Source organism: Bradyrhizobium sp. SZCCHNGR1005 (genome assembly GCF_032489995.1).
In the GTDB taxonomy this organism is placed as follows: Bacteria; Pseudomonadota; Alphaproteobacteria; order Rhizobiales; family Xanthobacteraceae; genus Bradyrhizobium.
On the sequence record NZ_JAUEZC010000001.1, the window covers coordinates 317252 to 333679 of the forward strand.

19 protein-coding genes are annotated in these 16428 nt (G+C 60.9%); 3 read left to right on the forward strand and 16 right to left on the reverse strand.

Annotation, left to right across the window (positions count from 1 at the left end):
- Nucleotide 1: 1 nt before the first annotated feature.
- The 14 genes from QXZ85_RS01445 to QXZ85_RS01510 all read right to left on the reverse strand — a co-directional run bounded on the left by QXZ85_RS01445 (nucleotide 2) and on the right by QXZ85_RS01510 (nucleotide 11273).
- Entirely contained in the window at nucleotides 2–202 is a 201-nt protein-coding gene (locus QXZ85_RS01445) for a phage head-tail joining protein (RefSeq protein ID WP_316173568.1), read from the reverse strand.
- A gap of 179 nt (nucleotides 203–381) precedes the next feature.
- Nucleotides 382–2430, reverse strand: coding sequence for a terminase gpA endonuclease subunit (locus tag QXZ85_RS01450; RefSeq protein ID WP_316173566.1), 2049 nt, complete (start codon nucleotides 2428–2430; stop codon nucleotides 382–384).
- Between the two features lie 6 nt (nucleotides 2431–2436).
- On the reverse strand, nucleotides 2437–3063 hold the full coding sequence (locus QXZ85_RS01455) for a winged helix-turn-helix domain-containing protein (RefSeq protein ID WP_316173563.1): 627 nt from the start codon (nucleotides 3061–3063) through the stop codon (nucleotides 2437–2439).
- A 126-nt stretch (nucleotides 3064–3189) separates the two neighbouring features.
- The gene (locus QXZ85_RS01460) at nucleotides 3190–3717 is read right to left on the reverse strand and encodes a hypothetical protein (RefSeq protein ID WP_316173561.1); all 528 of its coding nucleotides are present in this window, start codon (nucleotides 3715–3717) and stop codon (nucleotides 3190–3192) included.
- Nucleotides 3714–4055: a hypothetical protein gene (locus QXZ85_RS01465; RefSeq protein ID WP_316173559.1), complete on the reverse strand. Its 342-nt coding sequence runs from the start codon at nucleotides 4053–4055 to the stop codon at nucleotides 3714–3716. Before QXZ85_RS01465 ends, QXZ85_RS01460 begins: the two co-directional genes overlap by 4 nt.
- Nucleotides 4056–4516: 461 nt before the next feature.
- Nucleotides 4517–5398, reverse strand: coding sequence for a hypothetical protein (locus tag QXZ85_RS01470; protein ID WP_316173557.1), 882 nt, complete (start codon nucleotides 5396–5398; stop codon nucleotides 4517–4519).
- Between the two features lie 357 nt (nucleotides 5399–5755).
- A complete protein-coding gene (locus QXZ85_RS01475) occupies nucleotides 5756–7546 on the reverse strand; it encodes a phage/plasmid primase, P4 family (protein WP_316173555.1) in 1791 nt (596 codons plus the stop codon).
- On the reverse strand, nucleotides 7546–8796 hold the full coding sequence (locus QXZ85_RS01480) for a CHC2 zinc finger domain-containing protein (protein ID WP_316173553.1): 1251 nt from the start codon (nucleotides 8794–8796) through the stop codon (nucleotides 7546–7548). Before QXZ85_RS01480 ends, QXZ85_RS01475 begins: the two co-directional genes overlap by 1 nt.
- A gap of 3 nt (nucleotides 8797–8799) precedes the next feature.
- Nucleotides 8800–9138 (reverse strand): hypothetical protein, encoded by a 339-nt coding sequence (locus QXZ85_RS01485; RefSeq protein WP_316173551.1) that lies wholly within the window; start codon nucleotides 9136–9138, stop codon nucleotides 8800–8802.
- On the reverse strand, nucleotides 9131–9322 hold the full coding sequence (locus QXZ85_RS01490) for a hypothetical protein (protein WP_316173549.1): 192 nt from the start codon (nucleotides 9320–9322) through the stop codon (nucleotides 9131–9133). Before QXZ85_RS01490 ends, QXZ85_RS01485 begins: the two co-directional genes overlap by 8 nt.
- 307 nt (nucleotides 9323–9629) lie before the next feature.
- Entirely contained in the window at nucleotides 9630–10229 is a 600-nt protein-coding gene (locus tag QXZ85_RS01495; RefSeq protein ID WP_316173547.1) for a hypothetical protein, read from the reverse strand.
- Nucleotide 10230: 1 nt separating this feature from the next.
- Nucleotides 10231–10488 carry a hypothetical protein gene (locus QXZ85_RS01500; protein WP_316173545.1) on the reverse strand — a complete coding sequence of 86 codons (258 nt, stop codon included), beginning with the start codon at nucleotides 10486–10488 and terminating at the stop codon, nucleotides 10231–10233.
- Nucleotides 10488–10805 (reverse strand): hypothetical protein, encoded by a 318-nt coding sequence (locus tag QXZ85_RS01505; protein WP_316173543.1) that lies wholly within the window; start codon nucleotides 10803–10805, stop codon nucleotides 10488–10490. Before QXZ85_RS01505 ends, QXZ85_RS01500 begins: the two co-directional genes overlap by 1 nt.
- Before the next feature lie 12 nt (nucleotides 10806–10817).
- Complete coding sequence (locus QXZ85_RS01510; protein ID WP_316173541.1) at nucleotides 10818–11273, reverse strand: helix-turn-helix domain-containing protein; 456 nt, start codon at nucleotides 11271–11273, stop codon at nucleotides 10818–10820.
- 493 nt (nucleotides 11274–11766) lie between these two features.
- On the opposite strand from QXZ85_RS01510, the gene QXZ85_RS01515 reads away from it, so the two are divergent.
- The 3 genes from QXZ85_RS01515 to QXZ85_RS01525 all read left to right on the forward strand — a co-directional run bounded on the left by QXZ85_RS01515 (nucleotide 11767) and on the right by QXZ85_RS01525 (nucleotide 14640).
- Entirely contained in the window at nucleotides 11767–12513 is a 747-nt protein-coding gene (locus QXZ85_RS01515) for a hypothetical protein (protein ID WP_316173538.1), read from the forward strand.
- A gap of 260 nt (nucleotides 12514–12773) precedes the next feature.
- Nucleotides 12774–13037 carry a hypothetical protein gene (locus tag QXZ85_RS01520; protein WP_316173536.1) on the forward strand — a complete coding sequence of 88 codons (264 nt, stop codon included), beginning with the start codon at nucleotides 12774–12776 and terminating at the stop codon, nucleotides 13035–13037.
- A gap of 271 nt (nucleotides 13038–13308) precedes the next feature.
- Nucleotides 13309–14640, forward strand: coding sequence for a hypothetical protein (locus QXZ85_RS01525; protein ID WP_316173534.1), 1332 nt, complete (start codon nucleotides 13309–13311; stop codon nucleotides 14638–14640).
- 26 nt (nucleotides 14641–14666) lie between these two features.
- Here the strand turns inward: QXZ85_RS01525 and QXZ85_RS01530 are convergent, their stop codons facing one another.
- Nucleotides 14667–14879: a KTSC domain-containing protein gene (locus QXZ85_RS01530; RefSeq protein ID WP_316173532.1), complete on the reverse strand. Its 213-nt coding sequence runs from the start codon at nucleotides 14877–14879 to the stop codon at nucleotides 14667–14669.
- 3 nt (nucleotides 14880–14882) lie between these two features.
- Nucleotides 14883–16400: an ATP-binding protein gene (locus QXZ85_RS01535; RefSeq protein ID WP_316173530.1), complete on the reverse strand. Its 1518-nt coding sequence runs from the start codon at nucleotides 16398–16400 to the stop codon at nucleotides 14883–14885.
- Between the last annotated feature and the right edge of the window lie 28 nt (nucleotides 16401–16428).

The window sequence follows — 16428 nt, forward strand, 5'->3', positions numbered from 1 at the left end:
ATCAGTCCCGGGTGTGAGAGACGTAGGTGACGGGCGATGTCGTGCCGTAGACGTCCGCGATGATCAGCCGGCGGATGGTCAGCATCTGTTCGAGGCTGCGAAACTCGGTCCTATGGGCGTTGTCGCCGGAGCCGAATTGCACGCTGCTCGCGCCGGTCGCGATGGCCGCGTCCAGCTTGTCGAGGTCGGATTTCGTCCACATTCGCGAAGGCCTTTCCCAAAGAGAAAGGCCGCCCGGACAGCGCGCCCACCATGCGCTTGTCCGAGCGGCCTTGACCCACACCACCGAGCGCCAGGCGCCGCGCCCGTCGCGCGCCCGGCTGCCGTCAGGTGATGCGGTTACCGCGCTGCGACCGGGTCGCCAGCGCGAACAGCGAGCGATCAGCGATGCCAATTGCTCGTATCGCGACCTAACCAAGTCTCGTAGACCTCGCCGCCATGCGGCTGATCGGTCTCCGGCTCGGGGCCGTGGGTGTTTGCCGGTTGCTGCGTCCCGTCACTGTCATTTGTGCGAGGTGCGTTCGACGTATCAGCAACCGGCGCGATCGAACCTCCGAAAAGGCTCGGCTCGCTTAGTTCGTCGGGCAGACCGCGGCGCAAGGCGAGGTCGCGCCATTGCTCATCCGTGGTGGAGGACATGCCGAGATATTCCGCCATGGCCGCGTTGTAGATGCGGCAATCGTGGAAATGGTTGTCCTTGATCTGCGCCCACTTCTTGCCGGCGACGCGGCCCTTGACCTTCACGTCCTCTAGGCGGTCGCCGGTTAGCTGTTTGAAATAGACCTCATCCACCCACATGCCGAAATGGCAGTAGCCGTCAGGGTCCTTTTCTGCGCCGGCTTTCATGCCCTCTTGGCGCAGGAACGAATAGAAGTCCGCCTTTAGGGGCCAGATGCCGACGCCCCAAAGCTTCGCGCCCTGCTTGATCTTGCGCCCGCCAAGGTCGATGTCTTGCAGCGTGGGCGTTCCAATCGCCGGCTTGCCCCATCCGGGTATGCCTTTGGTCGCAAGGATCAACTCGTAACCCGTGTCAGGGTGCAGCCGCTGATTTTCCCTGACCCATCCATAGACCGTGTTCGCCCGGTAGCCGGTATCGATCGCAAGCGCGTCTATCGTCCGCTCCCGCCCGAAAGCGTCAGGGAATTTCCGGTCAAGCGTCAGCTCGCGGAGACGCTTGAACACCTCGCCGCGATGGTTCGCGGTGTCGCCGTCGATGTAAAGCGCATCAACAAGCCATGTTTCGCGGTTCGAACCGTGGGCGACGATCTCCAGCCAAATGCCGCGCATCTGGACGTCAGCCGCTGCGGTCAAGAGGATGCCTTTGGGCGGGATATGCCCGCGCTTCATCCACTCAACCCGGCGCATCATCAGCTTTTCGACTTCCGGCGCGTCGCTTCGAAGCCTGAAAGCGAGCCCGAGCACAAGGTTTGAGTAGTCCTTCCGGCCGGTTTCGGTCTTGGCCTTGCGCTTTTCCTCCGCGATGGCCTCATACGACATCATCTTGCTGATGAAAGCGTCGATATGAAATCCCGGATGGTCGCCAAGAGCGTGGGTCGGTATCCACTCGCCGTTGTCGATAGCGAAGATGCGCTCCGCGTCGCTGATATGGTGCCCGCAACTGCACTGATAGCGGCTCTTGTGCAGATGCTGCTCATCAACGATCAGGAATTCATCCCGATGAATGAACAACTGCCCGCATTCGGGGCAGAGGCAGTGCCAGAAGCGCCGATCCGACAGCTTGAAGCGTCGGTCAATGCGGCAATGGCCCTCGGTCTCGCCCGTTTCGTCTCCCGTGTCGATTTCCGGCGTCGAGATGTCCAGAATTTTGAACGTCTTCTTGCGCCGGAACGCCGTGAAGCGGCCAAAGAACAGGTTTTCAGGATCTCCGTAGCCAGGAATATCCGTCCACTTCGATAGTTCGTCGCGAACGCCCTTCTTGATGGTCACCGACGACAGGTCCAAGACGCTGTTGGCGTTCGCAAGGATCAGCCGCCCGCCAGCGAATTCCTTTTCGTCCTGTTTCGACTCCAGGACCTTGCGGCCGATCTTCTTTTGCCACGCGGTAATCAGCGGCTGGAGCTTGCCGTTGTTCACCTCCTTGAGCGCGTCGATACCGGGCACCGCATAGAGCAGGTTTGCCGGCTCGCGATCGGCCACGTAGAGGCACCATCCCAGCGCCAAGATAGACGCACCGGTCTGTTGCGATTTCCGCACCGTGACGAAATTGCACGGATGGTCCTCCGAAAGGCAGTTGGCGATTTCCGTAAGGTACGGCGCGCCTTTCGCGTTCCAGAGATTGCCCTGCTCAGGGCCGTCAACGAGAACGATGTTTTCGCTCATCCATTGAGCGACGGGAACGGGCGTCGGGGGCCTGATCACGTTCGCCATCCGCTCGGCGACCAGGGCGAGCGCGGACGGATGCGAACGCATGGTGTGTTAGTCCTCTGCGGACGCTCTCGCCTTCTGCGCGGCGAGCTTGGCGAGCGCGGAGAGCGCGTCGGCCACCTCGGTCAGCATCCGATATCGTGTTTGCTTCAGCAGGACGCGGAGGCCGTGCGCGCCGTCGCGATCGAGCGCCATGGCGAAGGCCTCCGCCTCGTTGTCCAGCGAGCCGATGACTTGCGCGACCTTCGCGCCGATCTCATCACCGACCTTGACCAGCTCATCCACTCGGACAAGCTTTCCAATGTGCTCATCAAGCTCCAATCCCCGGCGCACGGCCTCATAGTGGGTCTTGAGCCGTAGGGCTTCCTCGTAGCTATCGGCGGCAGGCGCCGCCGGCTCCGGCGTCTCCGGCCGCTGGTCTTTCGACGGGTCACCGTGACGGTCGCGCAGGTGGTCATATTGGGCAACGTTGATGCGAGCGACGCGGCCTTGCCCGTCAAGCTCAACCTCAAGCCCGTGCATCTCGACCATGGCTCTGACGCGCTTCGAAACGGCCTGTTTCGACACGCCATCGCGCTCCGCGATTTCGGAAACGGTCATGAACGGCGCGAACGGCGCGGGGTCCGCCGGCAGGCCCGACCCGTCAACTTTTGGGGGGTGCTCTGTCAACGTCGTCAACCCTGATTTTCAAAACCGAAATTGGGAAAAGTCCCGGACTGCGCGCGCCGCGCGGCACCCCCGGGGTCGGGAAGGACCCGCGCCCGGACGGCGAAACACCCGCCGCCGACGCCGGAACGCCTGCCCTCACCCCTTGGCGAGCAGCCGCGCTAGTCGCCGCTCGATCGCGGGCAGCACATCAGTGCTCACCCCGACCTCAAACGCTGCCAGCGATTGCCCTTTGACGACTTCCTTCGCCATGTTCGGCCCGTAGAGCTTGCGGACAGGGAAGCGCTTGGAAGTCGTTCGCGCCGAGAGCGCGCCAGTGTCAGGCCGAACGAATGACCGCTTGAATGTGCGGGAGACACCCCACGGCGCTGCAGTCACTGCCCCCGCCACCGAGTGCGGGAACAGCGCGATTGGCGTTTTCTTGCCATCGCCCTTGATGATGTAGGCGAGACCGAACCGCTTGCCGTCTACACGAGACGTGATGGTTTCGTATTTGAGCGGGTTGGTTTGCGCCCGCATCGCCTTGCGGACCTTGGTGCGCACCTTGTCGCCGCCGTCGCTCAATCCCTCTTGCAGGGCCTGCCTGCCGCCGCCGGCTGCTAGGCTCGATATCGGTCCAAGGATGGTGCCGATGTTGCCCGAAACTTTGACGTCGAAACCGCTCATGATGCAGCCGCCGTTTCCAGCGAATAGCGGCCATCATCGCGCGGATAGAGATGCACCGCGCCAGCGAGCGGCAGCATGCCGGGATACCACGACACGCATTCCCGAGGGTCTACGTGGTAGAGGCCAGCGAGCGCCAGGCCGTCGATAAAGTGGGTATCACCATCGTAGGCGCTGCGGACGTGACCGGGATGGAGAACATAGCGCTTGCTTGGCTTGCTGCTCATGTCTGCACCTCGAATGGAATGGTCACGCGCGTGCTCTCTTGCGCTGCGTTGTTTGTTGTCGGTCGCCCGCCGCGCCGTGACGATGTTGGATTGCCCACGGATGGATACGGCCATCACGCGCCGTGTTTGGCTGCTCTCGATTGAGCTACATGGGCGAAAGGGTGCCCGGCGTGCGCCCCGGGCTGGTCGGCAGGATCAAAGCGCCCTGCATACTCGCGATGTTTTACGAACCGTGCGATTGGTCGCCCGTCAGGGATGATTGCGCTGCTCAATGGCGAGCGCGTTGCGTCGTCAGTAGGATGCAACAGAGCCTTGCGGCTAGGGTTGCTATGTTTCACCGCCATGTGCGGCGGTGCCGTCTCCCGGCCGAGCACCAGCGCTCGACCTACAGCCATGAACCAATAACCCGGCTGCTACTTCATTGGTCCGTCCTCGCTTTGTATCGCACGAAACACAAAACCCGCCGGGGCACCGACGGGCTTGTTTCTTCTCTGAGACCTTTTGAGGCGTCCGGAGCTATGTCAAGCAATCACCCCCCTGTCAAAGGGGGGCTGGCCCATGTGTCCCGTAAGCCATTACGCTGCTTTCGCATTTTTCATTTTCAGACGGGACGCTTTTGCGTACGAGGCGGCCGTTTGCGCCTCTATCGGGGACGAAACAGGTTCGGGCGTCACGATATTCCGCACCGGGGCTAGGCGAGGATCGAAGGCCGACACTGCCGATAGATCGCGGCCCTGCAGGATGCGCGGCTCATCCATGCCCGTGATCCACGGCATCAGGGGCAAAGTGGTAGGCGTGGGCTCATAGGCCCGCAGCTTGCCGGAGAGCGCGGCGGCCAACGTGTTGAGCGCACCGTGCCAGCAGACCCACTCAGCGCGACACTCGCCGACGTGAAGCGGCGCCGGATCATGCCAGAGCAGCGGCGAGCGCGGGCGCATGGTCACCGGATATTTGCCGGTTTTCCTGATTGGCCTGATTTCGATCACTTCGCCGCTGCGATCTATCCCATGAACGATCGGACGCGGCTTGGTGGCTGTCTGCGCGAATTGCTGACGAGGCGTCGGGTTTTCGAACGCCCATTTCGGACGCGTGCCCTGTGTCGCGCATGAGATCACCAGCGCGGCCGGATCGAACGTGCTCATCAGCAGAAGGCCCGGAGCATCGCCAGCGATGGCCGCCCATTCGCCAAACAACGATTGGACGTCCGCGAGATGATCAAATCTCGCCTCGCGCTCCAGCGCCTTCACAGCGCCGGCAATCACCAACGCATCTTCGTCGGGCTCGCCCGGGACCATGCCGAACGTGTCCGCATTGAAGCCGCCGGTTTGGACCTTGGTGCCGAGCATCCCAAACTGCTCGATCACGTCCCATGAGGACGCTGCAACGCGTTGACCCTTGGGCAGCTCATCCCTGATCGCCCACTGCAAGAGCTTTTCGATATCGATCGGCTTTTTCATGCTGTTCTCAATGTTGCTATTATGCAACCGATAGTGTGAGAGGGTTTTGCGAGGGTCTTTGAAAAACTATCGCAAACAATATTTGCTATAAATTACATACACATAATGTATGTAACTACATCATGATGCGAGGGTGCGAGGGTTTGTACGAGTGTCATATGGGGCCGCTTACAGATTTCATGGGCTGACGAATTTTCAGCTCGCCTACATGCGTGTGCGCGAAAACCCTCGCGACCCTCGCTCAGTTCGGAAAGTAGTTGGCGCGACTCGGTTTTTCAGCTGCGAGGGTTGGACCGAAACCCTCGCAAAACCCTCGCAACCCTCGGCGGCCATTCGGCAACACCTGACGCAAATGCGCTATGGCACCACGTCGCTATTGATTTCAGCGGCCTTGTTGGCCCGCAATTCGCTTTCGGTCGGCCTCGGTCGGTCCTCGCGAAGCTTCACGTCAAGGTATTTGCGGACGCGGGACTTATCGTCCTTCTGACAATGCCGCTTCATATCTCGGCCGAAACGGGTCTCGAATACCACATTCTTGCTGTTGACAATACACCAATCTTTAAACGCCAAGTACATGTCACGGGCCTGCACGGTCTCCCCCTCCGCCTTCTCAACGCAGTCCTCAACGAACTGCAACACGATATCCATTTCCTTTCGGTACGCCTGCACGTCCGCCCTCACTTTCGGAGCGATGTAGATTTGGCCGCCCGAGAGGAAGTCGCGCGCCCCCTCGCAGAGCCAGTTGAACACGCCCGGTGCCTCGGAAAGGAATTCCCGCACCATCACCTCAGGGTCGCGGCGATCCTCCTCAGCGATCATGATCGGCCACTTCACGAACAGCATTCGGCGCCAAATGCCGTTTGAGGTGTCGAGGATCTTGGGCAGGCCGTTTCCGCTCATATGAGGCTTGGCCCGAGGCATAAAGTCGATATAGCCCTTGTACAGCGTCCTCACCGGGATTTCCTCGCCTCCTGTCAGTTTCTTGATTAGTTCGCTTTGCAGCGGCTTGCCCTCCGGAAGCTCGAGAACACGGACCATGCGCTTGCCAAAGAGCCTGATCAGGTCGGGCGATGCACCGCCTCCGGCGCGCTCGCCGCTGCCGATGATGCTTTCCGTGGGCAGGCCAACCGCAAAGCTCTTGCCGAGCAGCCGCACCAGCATCTCAAGGAACACCGATTTTCCATTCGCGCCCTCGCCGTAGTGAAACATGAAGAACTGCAGCGGAATGCCGAGGATCGAGCAGCCGCAGAATTGTTGCAGTGTTCGCCGTGTCTCCGCGTCCGGCATCATCTGCTCAATCCAGGCTTCGAATAACGGGGCCTTGGCCTTCTTGTCGTAATTCACAGGCACGAGCGCTGTGATGTAGTCCTCCTGACGATGGCCTTTCCGGGCTTCGATCCAGGACTTGTAGCGCGTCGCCTTTGGGTCCGGACACTCCGGGTCAATCTCCTGATGGAACACGAGCGTATGGGTCCGCGTTGCTACCGACAGCGCGGAGGCGTTCAGCTCCTCAATGTTCTTGCGGAGGCGTGGCGAAACGTTTTCCAACATTTTCTCGATGCGACCTTGATCTTTGGACTGCACCCCGAAATTTTGGCGACGCTCCTGACGACGCCTGACAGCAGCAGCCGCGCTGTGACCAGCCTTCGCAATAGCATCGACCTCCCGGAGCCGCCTGCGCTGCTCCGACGTGCGCTCCTTGGCCGAGATGGCTTTCAGCGCGTCCAACTCGTCTAGGACAGCCTCGGTTACGGCCGCCATAGCGCGTGTTTCGTCCTCCGTTGCGACCAGATAGGTCGCCTCTTTTTGGATGTAGTCGCCCACCTTCTGCGCGATCAGAGCCGCGCCCGCCTCGCCTTCGTCAATGTCCCAATGCGTCCCCGACCAAATCAGCTTGTCACCTCCTGCGACGCTGGACACTTTCATGACCAGAAGCTGATCCGGGAAGTAGCTCATCAGGCGAACGCCGTTTGACGTGTCGCTCTCATCCAAGAGGGCGCATTCCGCGATGGTTTTATCGCTTGGCTCTGCTCTTGAGGGGGGCGCGGGGGTGTGCGAGGGCTCCCCCGGAGGCGCGGGAGGTGCGGAGGGGAAATCCCCATCGCCCTCAACGGCGCGCACGATATCGTCATATCCATGGTAGTCCATCAGGCTGTCCGCCGTGTCTTGATCAAATCGTTGAAGTCCGTTCCGTCAGGGGCGAAGGCGGCCCGAATTGTTCGACCTTCCTTTGCGTGACGGTGTGAAGCTCGCTCCAGCGCGAGGCGCGTGAGGATTGGTTCGCTGTCCCCGTCGCCGAGCAACACCAGCTCGGAGACGCCATCGGGCACCGGCATTGCCCGCGAGGCCATATCGGGTTCGGGTCCGGGGACCTTTCGAGGCTTGCCGCTTCCGTCTTTAAGCGTTGGGTGCGGGAGGGACACGGAAGCCTTGCCGGCGAGATTGCCGAGGTCACCGGCCGCGCGGAAGGCCGTAGAGGAGAGATCGCGGCCGGCGCGGTACAAAGCCGTGCAGACAGCCGCTACCGTCTCTATGCCCTCCCCCGCGATGATGCGCCGAGGCGCTACGGCGCCGCCCAGGTCGATGTAGCAACCCGCTTTCGTGCCGCGCATCTTCTTTGCCGGCATCAGCTCGCCCGTTTCGGGGTTTATGATCGCGGCCTTGCCCTTCGGGCCGCTCGGGTCCAGCCAGGTGATGTGCAACCCGCGAAACACCTGCCCGGCGTCAAAGAACGCCGCGAGTTGCGCGGGGCCGCGATGCAAGAGCGTCGGCCGGTCCTCCCGGCCATCCGCAAACATCGGCATGCTCGGGTGATAGCGCACCTGCGCATTGCGCGGCAGGATCACGCTCCGGCCTCTCAGATAGGCCTCAACCGGCGTGCCGAGCCAATGCTTGGCAGGAAGCCAAAAGGCATCATGGAGCCTCTTGCGCTCGCGCTCGCGATAGATCGCGTTCGTTTCGTCCGCCTTGCGGCCATCAGTCCACCCGGCGCACCAAGCCACGCGGAGGGCCGCATCGGCGTCATAGGGCGCGGGAACGTCCGGCATCGACCGACCATCAGCCGAGTTGAAAGCCCTCTTGCCGGCCATACGGGCGAGCTTGGGCGTGGGCGCCTCTTCTTTCGCGCCACCGAGCCGCTCGATCGCGTCACGAAAGCCGATGGCCTCGCGCTTCATCATCAGCTTGATTACGTCGCCTGCGTCCGGGCAGACGGCGCAAATCCATTTGTCTCCGGTGCATTCGAACCGCATAGCGGTTTTCGAGTGCGGGTCATCCGAGCATATGGGGCACGGCCCCACGTATCCCTTGCCTTTTCGGCGCAGAGTCACCCATTCGCTCGCAACCGCATCAACCGAGATGCGGTCTTTGAGCGCGTTCAGCGCGTCATCTGTGATCATTGGTTATTCGTACTGAACGTGATCAGGCTGGTTATCGTCGGAAACCTGCTCAGCGCGGCGCACCTCGTGGAGACGCTTCAACAGGCGCTCATCGCTGCGGACGCTCCAGAGGACACGCCAAGCCGCTGCGAACACCTCCGCGTGCCGCTCCTGTTGCTCAATGACCCGTTGCACTGTGTCGCGCTCGCGATCAGTCAAGGAGGGGTCCGATAGTTCCTGCCTCAAGGAGATCAGGCGGGCATCGAACCGCGCAGTTTCGCTCTTCACGGCGGCCAACATCTCAGTCCAGCCCACGGCAACGACCTTGCGCTTTGAGGCCGGCGTTGCAGGCGCTTCAGGCATTGCGAGCCTCCCGGCGCTTCAATTCGGCGAACATCGCGTCACACTTGGCCTTGCCGTGCGACGACCCGAACTTGCTGGTATGCAGACGGCCCATGATGCGGGTCACCTGATCCGTGGAGGACATCTCCCGCGTGAGCCGGTCGAACTCAGCCAGCTCCTCCGGCGTGTAGGAAGCGCCACTCATTGCCGCCCCCGCCACTCGGTCACCAAGGATGCTGCCTCGCACCACTCGCGGACCTTCCGTTGCAGTGCGCGGCGAGCCGTTTCTACATCGCGCGCCGGGACAGGAGCCGGAGAGAAGCCCGGCAGGTTCACAGCGTAGAAGTAACCGTTGCTCGCCGGGTTCGGAGTGATCAGCCCGACCGTGATAACGCCGAGGCGTAGCTCGATCTTGGAGCCGCTTTCCTGCTCGGTGATGCGAACTGGCAGGGGCGCGGCGCGAAGGCGACAGGGGCGAGCCTCCCTTGGCGCGAAGGTGACAGAAGGCGCGCTCATCGGGCATAGTCCGCAAAAAGGCCAACGATCAGCCGCTCGGCTTCATCGAACGTCGAAAGCATGTAGTCGGCCTGTACCGACATGAACGGGTGATCCTCAATGAACGGGTCATCCGTGACGATGGCGCAGGGCTTCCCGAGAGGCTTGGTCCAAGAAACCTCACCCGTGGTGCCGAGCGTCCGCAGAAGGCCCCGGCGAGCAATACGCTTCAGAGCAGCGACGTCCGAGACAACCGCGTCTTGCGCCTCACTATCAAGCGGCCCGAACCGCTCTTCAATCTGCCCAACCAGATCGCCCATGCGATCGAGGATGCCATCAAGCTCCGCGACCTCCGGCGGCTCCGGGAAATAAGCGAGCACGAAATCACAGCGCTTCACGTCCAAGTAGTTCTTGGAAACAATGGTCTTGGGCATGCCAAAGCATGGGTCCGGGAAATGCAGGTCGTAGCGCTCGCCCTGCACGGGTTGAGCGCGCAGAGGAGAGATGCCGACGATGCCGTGACGTGCAAGGCGCTCGGTCATGTCCCCTCGCCAATCGTTGGCGCTGGCGACGGTTTCGCCTGTGATCGGACCCGCGAGATAAACGGTCGGTTTCACTTCACATTCCCCCAAGCACATAGTTGAAAATCGCAATCGAGCCTTCGATTTGCGGGATGACGTAGCGGGCGACGGCAACAGCAGCGCCGCCGAGAGCGAGCCCGCCGAACAGGCCCGGGATGTCGAGATTGATCAGCGCCTGAAGCCGCTCACGCTTGCGCTCGATGGCGCCGCAAAGAGCGCGAATGGCGTTGCAGCGGGACAGCCACGCCGTGACAGTGGCGTCAATCGCGCGGATGCGGAGAACAAGACGGATCATCACGCGCCCCGACCACTGGACGGCACGCGCGGGTTGGCAAATACCTTCCCAACCTTGTCGATGACGTCACGGCGTCCGTTCTGAAAGCCGTTGTCGCTCCCGAGGGCATAAGCCTCGCCGATCGCGCGCATGATCCACCAGAAGCGACCGGAGCCCTCGCTACCGCTGATGTCGATTTGCAGCCCTGCCGGGAGGCCGTCCATATCGATCCGGGCGACGTTGGCATCCGCCAGATGCGCGACCGGGAAAACACCCGTGGAGTCCACCCGGAAGCCGCGCACGGTGACGCACGCCGGGATTTGGCGCTCATTCTTCATGGTAATGGCCTGTTAGTTACTGGAGTTGAGGTCGTGGATGCGGCACAAGGCCATGATGTCAGCCGGCGTCGGGACGGCCTCGCCCTTCAGCTCGCAACGCAAGGCGTAGTCGGAGGGCCGATCATGCGCAGCGGGGTCCCCGCTGTGGTGCCTATGGAGCGCAGCGAGCAGGCCGCCGGAACATCGGACGTTGGCCTCATGCATCTCTGCCGCCTCAAACACGATCTCCGCATCGGTGAGGTCCGCGGCGGGCTCTGCGCCAAGGTGGACGGGCGATGACGGCACCGGCTCGAAATGCGGGCGGCTTGCCATAGGCAACAGGCCGGCCTTTCGAGCGCGCTTCCAAATGGTGCGGACGGCCTTCTCGGAGAGCCCGTATTCCTGCGCCACCCGAGCGCGGGTCATTGTCCCATGCCATGCCTGTTGAACTTCAGCGGTCTTTTCGGCCGACAATCGAATTGCGCGCATGCTGTTGCCCCGGTTCAGTGATGCGGATGGGAGGAGCGGCAGCGGCCGCGACCGGCACCGCGAGGATTGCGAAGGCCATCAACCGCGCAGAGGCAGGACGGCAGGCGCGCCGAGCAGCAGCAGCCCAAGATGATCAGAGGCCCCGGCGCATCCGGGATAACGTCCGGCGACCCTTGTAGGAGGTCGAGGACATCCACCGGCCGCCGACTCGCCCAAACACCCGCGACAAACGCGAGCAGGAGCAAGCCGGCGACCACGAAAGACAAAGCGATAGCGTCTCCGGAAACGGCGATGCCGCCCGGCGTCAGGCCAACCATCTGAAAACCCTTCCGCGCCGATATCAAAACGTGCCGGCGCGCCCAGCGATCTACAGGTCAAGACGGGAGTTCCGTCTTGGCAGTGGCAATTCCTAACCTGATTCGCTAGATTTTAGTCAACATTTATATCTTGCGAGTTGCGTGTATTTTCCAATCATAACGAGTATCGTCTTGAAATGAGTGATGAAATTTCTTTCGCAGAGAGCCCCGCCCCCGTGCGCAAAGCCAGGAAGCCGAAGGCCTACCCAAACCGAATTGCCGAGCTGACCAAAGAGAGAAAGTGGACCTACGCCGAGGTTGCAGCGCGCATCAGAAAGCTCGCAGCAGAGCGTGGAGATACCGGGCGGACTAGCGTTCACGAGGTGTCGGTCAACCGACTCGCGATAGGCAGCACCACGCTCTCGCAAGAGTGGATGAACGTGCTCGGCGAAGTCTTCGGAGTGCCGCCGGCCGAAATCATCTCTCCGCCAGCTGCCAAGAACCACATTCGAGTGCGCGTCACCCATGCGTTCGAAGGAGGGAATTGGCATCAGACAAGCACCTTGCCCGAGGAGAAGCAGTACGACCTCATGGTACAGGAAGATGAAAAATTAAGAGGGGCAACGCTTTATGCGGGTGAGATCAGGGGGCCATCGAACAACCTGCGCTATCCACCCCGTTCCATTGTCATCTTGTCCAAGGTCGAGCAGAAGCCCGGCGAAATCGCAGCCGGCAAGCGGTACCACGTCAGGATGACTCGCAAGGATGGCATGGTGGAAGACTCCATCAAGCTGCTGAGCCAAGCCGCTGATGGGTCCTACTGGCTCAAGCCCGAGTCCGATCATCCCAACCATCAACAGTGGGCGCGACTGGATGACACGGAGAACGCCCACATCGAACTTGTGGGCCGAGTTCGCAGGGTGTTTTCCCGCGAAGATGATTGAAACATCGGCAGCGCCGATAACGCGAGCAGCAGAGCCGGCGCAGTCATCCTCGCCGGCTTTTGTGTGCACAGCAGAGCACGCCGCGATGGTGTCGTGCGGCGCGATTTTTGTGCAAATCTAGCGAAGGTAGTTGAGTACGCGACCGACTCAATCTAACTTATTATGTTAGTATTGATTGGTGAGAACATGAACGGCGCTATATCCGCAGAACCTTCGGCCCGCACCCAGCTTTTCTTGGCGATTCCCCTGCAGGCGGGCCGATGATCGCAATCGAGCCGCGCCCCTTCCAGCCGCATTTTGAATTCCGAGAGCCCATCGTGATGTCCCGGCAGGTTTTCGAGACCCTTCCCGTTGTTCGCCGCGACGGCATCGAGGTGAACCTTACCGGCGCTCAGATGCGGGTCGAGATCGAGCGCTGCGGCAAGCCGTGTTGGCATCTGGTCGAAGTGGAGCTGACGCCGCTCGGCTTCCGTTACCCCGCCCGCAAAATCGAGATCGTAACCGCCCATCACGTCGAGGACTGAGCATCCATGCCCGACAGCTGGCTGCCCAAATGACCCGCCCGAAACGCCCTTCAGAAATTCCGCACGGCTCATGGCCGCGCCGAATGCCAGCGGCACTCGCCGCCGGCTATTGCGGGGAAACGACGGTTGAGGGATTCTTGACCCGGGTCGGGAAAGAGTATCCATGGCCCCGAGTTAAAGAGGGCCGCCGGCAGCTATGGCTAAGAGAGGACCTGGACCGCGCAATTGCACCGGTGTCGATCGAATACGACGCCGCAGAGGATCTGTGATTGTGGCACTGAAGCTGCCGCGCTACGTCCTGCCCAAGACGCTCGCCGGAGGCCGGCAGGCGTTCTACTACACCGTGCCAACCAAATATCGAAAACTCGGCTGCACCATCCCGAACGAACCCCTTGGCGACTACATCACCGCATGCGGCGCTGACGGTGAAGGCGGCCGAGCCGCCGTCTTGAACGCGCTGTTTGACGAGTGGTTTAACAAGATGATTGGCAAGCCGAGCGAGGAGAACCTTGCCGGCGCCCGCGTCGGAACGATTGATTGGCTCTTCCGCGAATACAAGCGCTCAAAGGCCTATCTGGAAAAGGTCTCGCCTCGATCGCGCGGCGGTTATGAAAATAGCATGCTGCAGATTTGCGACGTGCGCAACAAGAAGGGCGAGCGCATTGGCTCGCTGCCGATCAAGAGCATTTCGCCGCGCGCGGCCGATAAGCTCTATGAGCGGTTCATCAAGAACGATAAGGGCGAGGACGAGTTTTTCCGCAAGGGCGAGAAATTCGTGGGCCTGTGCCGCAAAGCGTGGCGCGTGGTGCATCGGCTGTACCCGCAGGAATTCGCCAAGGACGTGCCTAACCCGTGGCCGGGCGTCACCGTGAAGACGCGCGTCAAGGCAACCAAGCACGCAGTCACCCGCGATCAGGTCTACACGTTCGCCGACGGAGCCGTGGAGCGCGGCGAAGTCGGCGCGGCTGCTACGGCGGTCGTTTGCTTCGAATGGCTCCAGCGCCCGGAGAACGTCTTGGCTGGCCATATCACATGGACCGGATACCGGGCGAAGCCTGAAAAGCCGACCATCAGCATTTTTCACCACAAGACCGGCGCGCGGATCGACCACCCCTTGGAAGACGTGCTCGATGACGGCGAGGTGATCCAGCTCTATCCCGAAGCCGAAGCCATCTTGGCGCATTTGAAGCGGCTAGGTACTGCCATGATCCTCCGCGAGGTGCTTCCCGCCACCGATAAGCGCTTCGTCAAGCCCGGCGCCAAGGCCTATGCCAAGCCCTACAGCTTTTCGGGTATGCAGAAAATCGTCCAAAGGCTCCGCAAGGAAATCGGGCTCCCGATCTACTTCACGCTTGATGCCTGCAGGCACGGAGGCATGACCGAATTGGAGGAAGCCGAGCTGACCGAAGGCCAGGGCCGGGCGCTGTCTGCCCACCGGACCAAGGAGAGCTATGCCGGGTATGCCAAGCGCACCGAGAAGCGCGTTTTGGCCGCGACCAGGAAGCGTCGGGCGCACGTCTTGGCTAAGGCACCGGAAGCGGGCTTTCAGAATACGCGGGGGACTGAGTTTCAGAGGGAAAAATTGGCGATCAATGATTCCTAGACCGCGGCAGCCGCAACTGCCGTGGCTCACGCACGCCGAACCGTGTAACCTTTCGCTTTGAACTCCTCATTTACGAACGTGCCTTTGGACGTCGAGTCTCGGAAGCGGTCCCACACCTCCTGCGTCACGCCACTGTAAATGTAGTGTGCTCCACGCTGAAAAATTACGTGTGCTTCTCCCTGTTCTTCATCGTAAGCGATTTGATCGACGCTTTTCGAATCCACATAGATAAAATCCATATACTATCCCTTCAATTGATTCCTCCAATTTCGGAGGGCTTGTTCGTATTGCTTCGGATCGGGCCTTGGATCTTTGGACCAAGCTGTCGTGACGTTTGGCTCGGCGCCCCCTTCCGGCGCCTGCGTAAGCCACACTCGAACTCGAGACGGGACGAACATGGCTTCGCCAACAAAGAGTCCCTCACCGGTCCGCAGCGAGGGGAGGAGATCGACAAGCCCACCGAGATCGTCAGGGAAGGCGGCCGCCACGCGACTCCTGTCGCTCGGATTAGTCGTTCGAAGAGCAATCATCGTGCCGCACTGACTGATTATCGTTGCGTCAATCTCGCTGGGCCGCTGCGTGACCACAGTGAGGCCAACGCCATACTTGCGGCCTTCTTTCGCTACTCGGGTCAAAATGCGCTGGCAGCTGTTGGAGCCGCCATCGGGAAGGAAGCGATGCGCTTCATCAACAACAATCAGCAACGGTTGAGACTTCCCAGAGACGGCAAGCGCGCTGGCCCAAAAAAGGGTATCGTAGACAATTCGCAAGAGTAGGCCAACAACATCGGTTGCTACGTCGGAGGGCAGCTCTGAGACATCAACAATCGTGAGTGGCTTGTCGTGACCAACCCACGAAGCTACAAGGCCATCGATGTCTGCTTCGATTCTACCTGCCAAATCGGGCGCGTATCCACCCTTTGGGTCAAACAGAAACGCGTAGCGAACATCTGTTAATCGGCTGCGAGCGAGCTCAAGCTGTCGCCCAATGCCACGTGGCGCTGGGTTCTTAAACGGCTCCTTCCCGCCGGGACCGTGGATGGGATAGACATTTGAAATAAGCTTTTGTGGATCGCCTTTCTGTTCTACGTCAGTGGGAACCCGCTGCCCTGCTACGTTTTTAAACGTTTGCCTCTCGTAATCATCCAGCTCGAACCACAGTCTGCGGATACTGAACGGAATAGGAGTATCAGCCGTGATCGCTTCAGCGGGCGGCGGGCTGGCTAGTAGCTTGGCCGCGGCGCGCTTCATCTCCTGAACCATGTCGCGGACGAGCGCTTCATTGGTGGGAGACATTGCTCCAAACGTAATGGTCAGCAATTCGTCGAAGGGAAGTGCCCAATATGGGACTACCAAGTCGTGCTCGCCCTCGTCCGGCGAGATGCGAAACACTCTTGAGCGTGCAGGAGCGATCTTTGCGTACTCTCCGTGTGGATCGATCACTAAAACCCGAGCAGACGGAAACGCTGCTGAACCTACAGTCTCTAGAATCACTGAGACCAGATTGGACTTTCCGGCGCCGGTCGATCCGACGATAACGCAGTGTCGGCTAACAAACCGATCCAGATCGAGTGTTGCGGGAATGCCGCTTGCTGACGAGACGGTGCCGATGGTGAGGCCCGTGGCCGAGTGAGATCGTCCATAGATGATTGCGAGGTCAGATGCAGTGACAAAATGCACCTCGTCTCCGACAGTCGGATACTGGCCAACGCCGCGTTCAAAGAGACCGCCCGTCGACTCTCCGAAGAGAACAATTGTCATCCATCGGTAACCGGCAAGGCCTTCGTCC

What these genes read in the sequence shown, in the direction of transcription:
- QXZ85_RS01445 (WP_316173568.1), bottom strand. Translation starts at nt 202, where the DNA reads ATGTGGACGAAATCCGACCTCGACAAGCTGGACGCGGCCATCGCGACC.
- QXZ85_RS01450 (WP_316173566.1), bottom strand. Translation starts at nt 2,430, where the DNA reads ATGCGTTCGCATCCGTCCGCGCTCGCCCTGGTCGCCGAGCGGATGGCG.
- QXZ85_RS01460 (WP_316173561.1), bottom strand. Translation starts at nt 3,717, where the DNA reads ATGAGCGGTTTCGACGTCAAAGTTTCGGGCAACATCGGCACCATCCTT.
- QXZ85_RS01465 (WP_316173559.1), bottom strand. Translation starts at nt 4,055, where the DNA reads ATGGCCGTATCCATCCGTGGGCAATCCAACATCGTCACGGCGCGGCGG.
- QXZ85_RS01470 (WP_316173557.1), bottom strand. Translation starts at nt 5,398, where the DNA reads ATGAAAAAGCCGATCGATATCGAAAAGCTCTTGCAGTGGGCGATCAGG.
- QXZ85_RS01475 (WP_316173555.1), bottom strand. Translation starts at nt 7,546, where the DNA reads ATGGACTACCATGGATATGACGATATCGTGCGCGCCGTTGAGGGCGAT.
- QXZ85_RS01480 (WP_316173553.1), bottom strand. Translation starts at nt 8,796, where the DNA reads ATGATCACAGATGACGCGCTGAACGCGCTCAAAGACCGCATCTCGGTT.
- QXZ85_RS01485 (WP_316173551.1), bottom strand. Translation starts at nt 9,138, where the DNA reads ATGCCTGAAGCGCCTGCAACGCCGGCCTCAAAGCGCAAGGTCGTTGCC.
- QXZ85_RS01490 (WP_316173549.1), bottom strand. Translation starts at nt 9,322, where the DNA reads ATGAGTGGCGCTTCCTACACGCCGGAGGAGCTGGCTGAGTTCGACCGG.
- QXZ85_RS01500 (WP_316173545.1), bottom strand. Translation starts at nt 10,488, where the DNA reads ATGATCCGTCTTGTTCTCCGCATCCGCGCGATTGACGCCACTGTCACG.
- QXZ85_RS01505 (WP_316173543.1), bottom strand. Translation starts at nt 10,805, where the DNA reads ATGAAGAATGAGCGCCAAATCCCGGCGTGCGTCACCGTGCGCGGCTTC.
- QXZ85_RS01510 (WP_316173541.1), bottom strand. Translation starts at nt 11,273, where the DNA reads ATGCGCGCAATTCGATTGTCGGCCGAAAAGACCGCTGAAGTTCAACAG.
- QXZ85_RS01515 (WP_316173538.1), top strand. Translation starts at nt 11,767, where the DNA reads ATGAGTGATGAAATTTCTTTCGCAGAGAGCCCCGCCCCCGTGCGCAAA.
- QXZ85_RS01520 (WP_316173536.1), top strand. Translation starts at nt 12,774, where the DNA reads ATGATCGCAATCGAGCCGCGCCCCTTCCAGCCGCATTTTGAATTCCGA.
- QXZ85_RS01530 (WP_316173532.1), bottom strand. Translation starts at nt 14,879, where the DNA reads ATGGATTTTATCTATGTGGATTCGAAAAGCGTCGATCAAATCGCTTAC.
- QXZ85_RS01535 (WP_316173530.1), bottom strand. Translation starts at nt 16,400, where the DNA reads ATGACAATTGTTCTCTTCGGAGAGTCGACGGGCGGTCTCTTTGAACGC.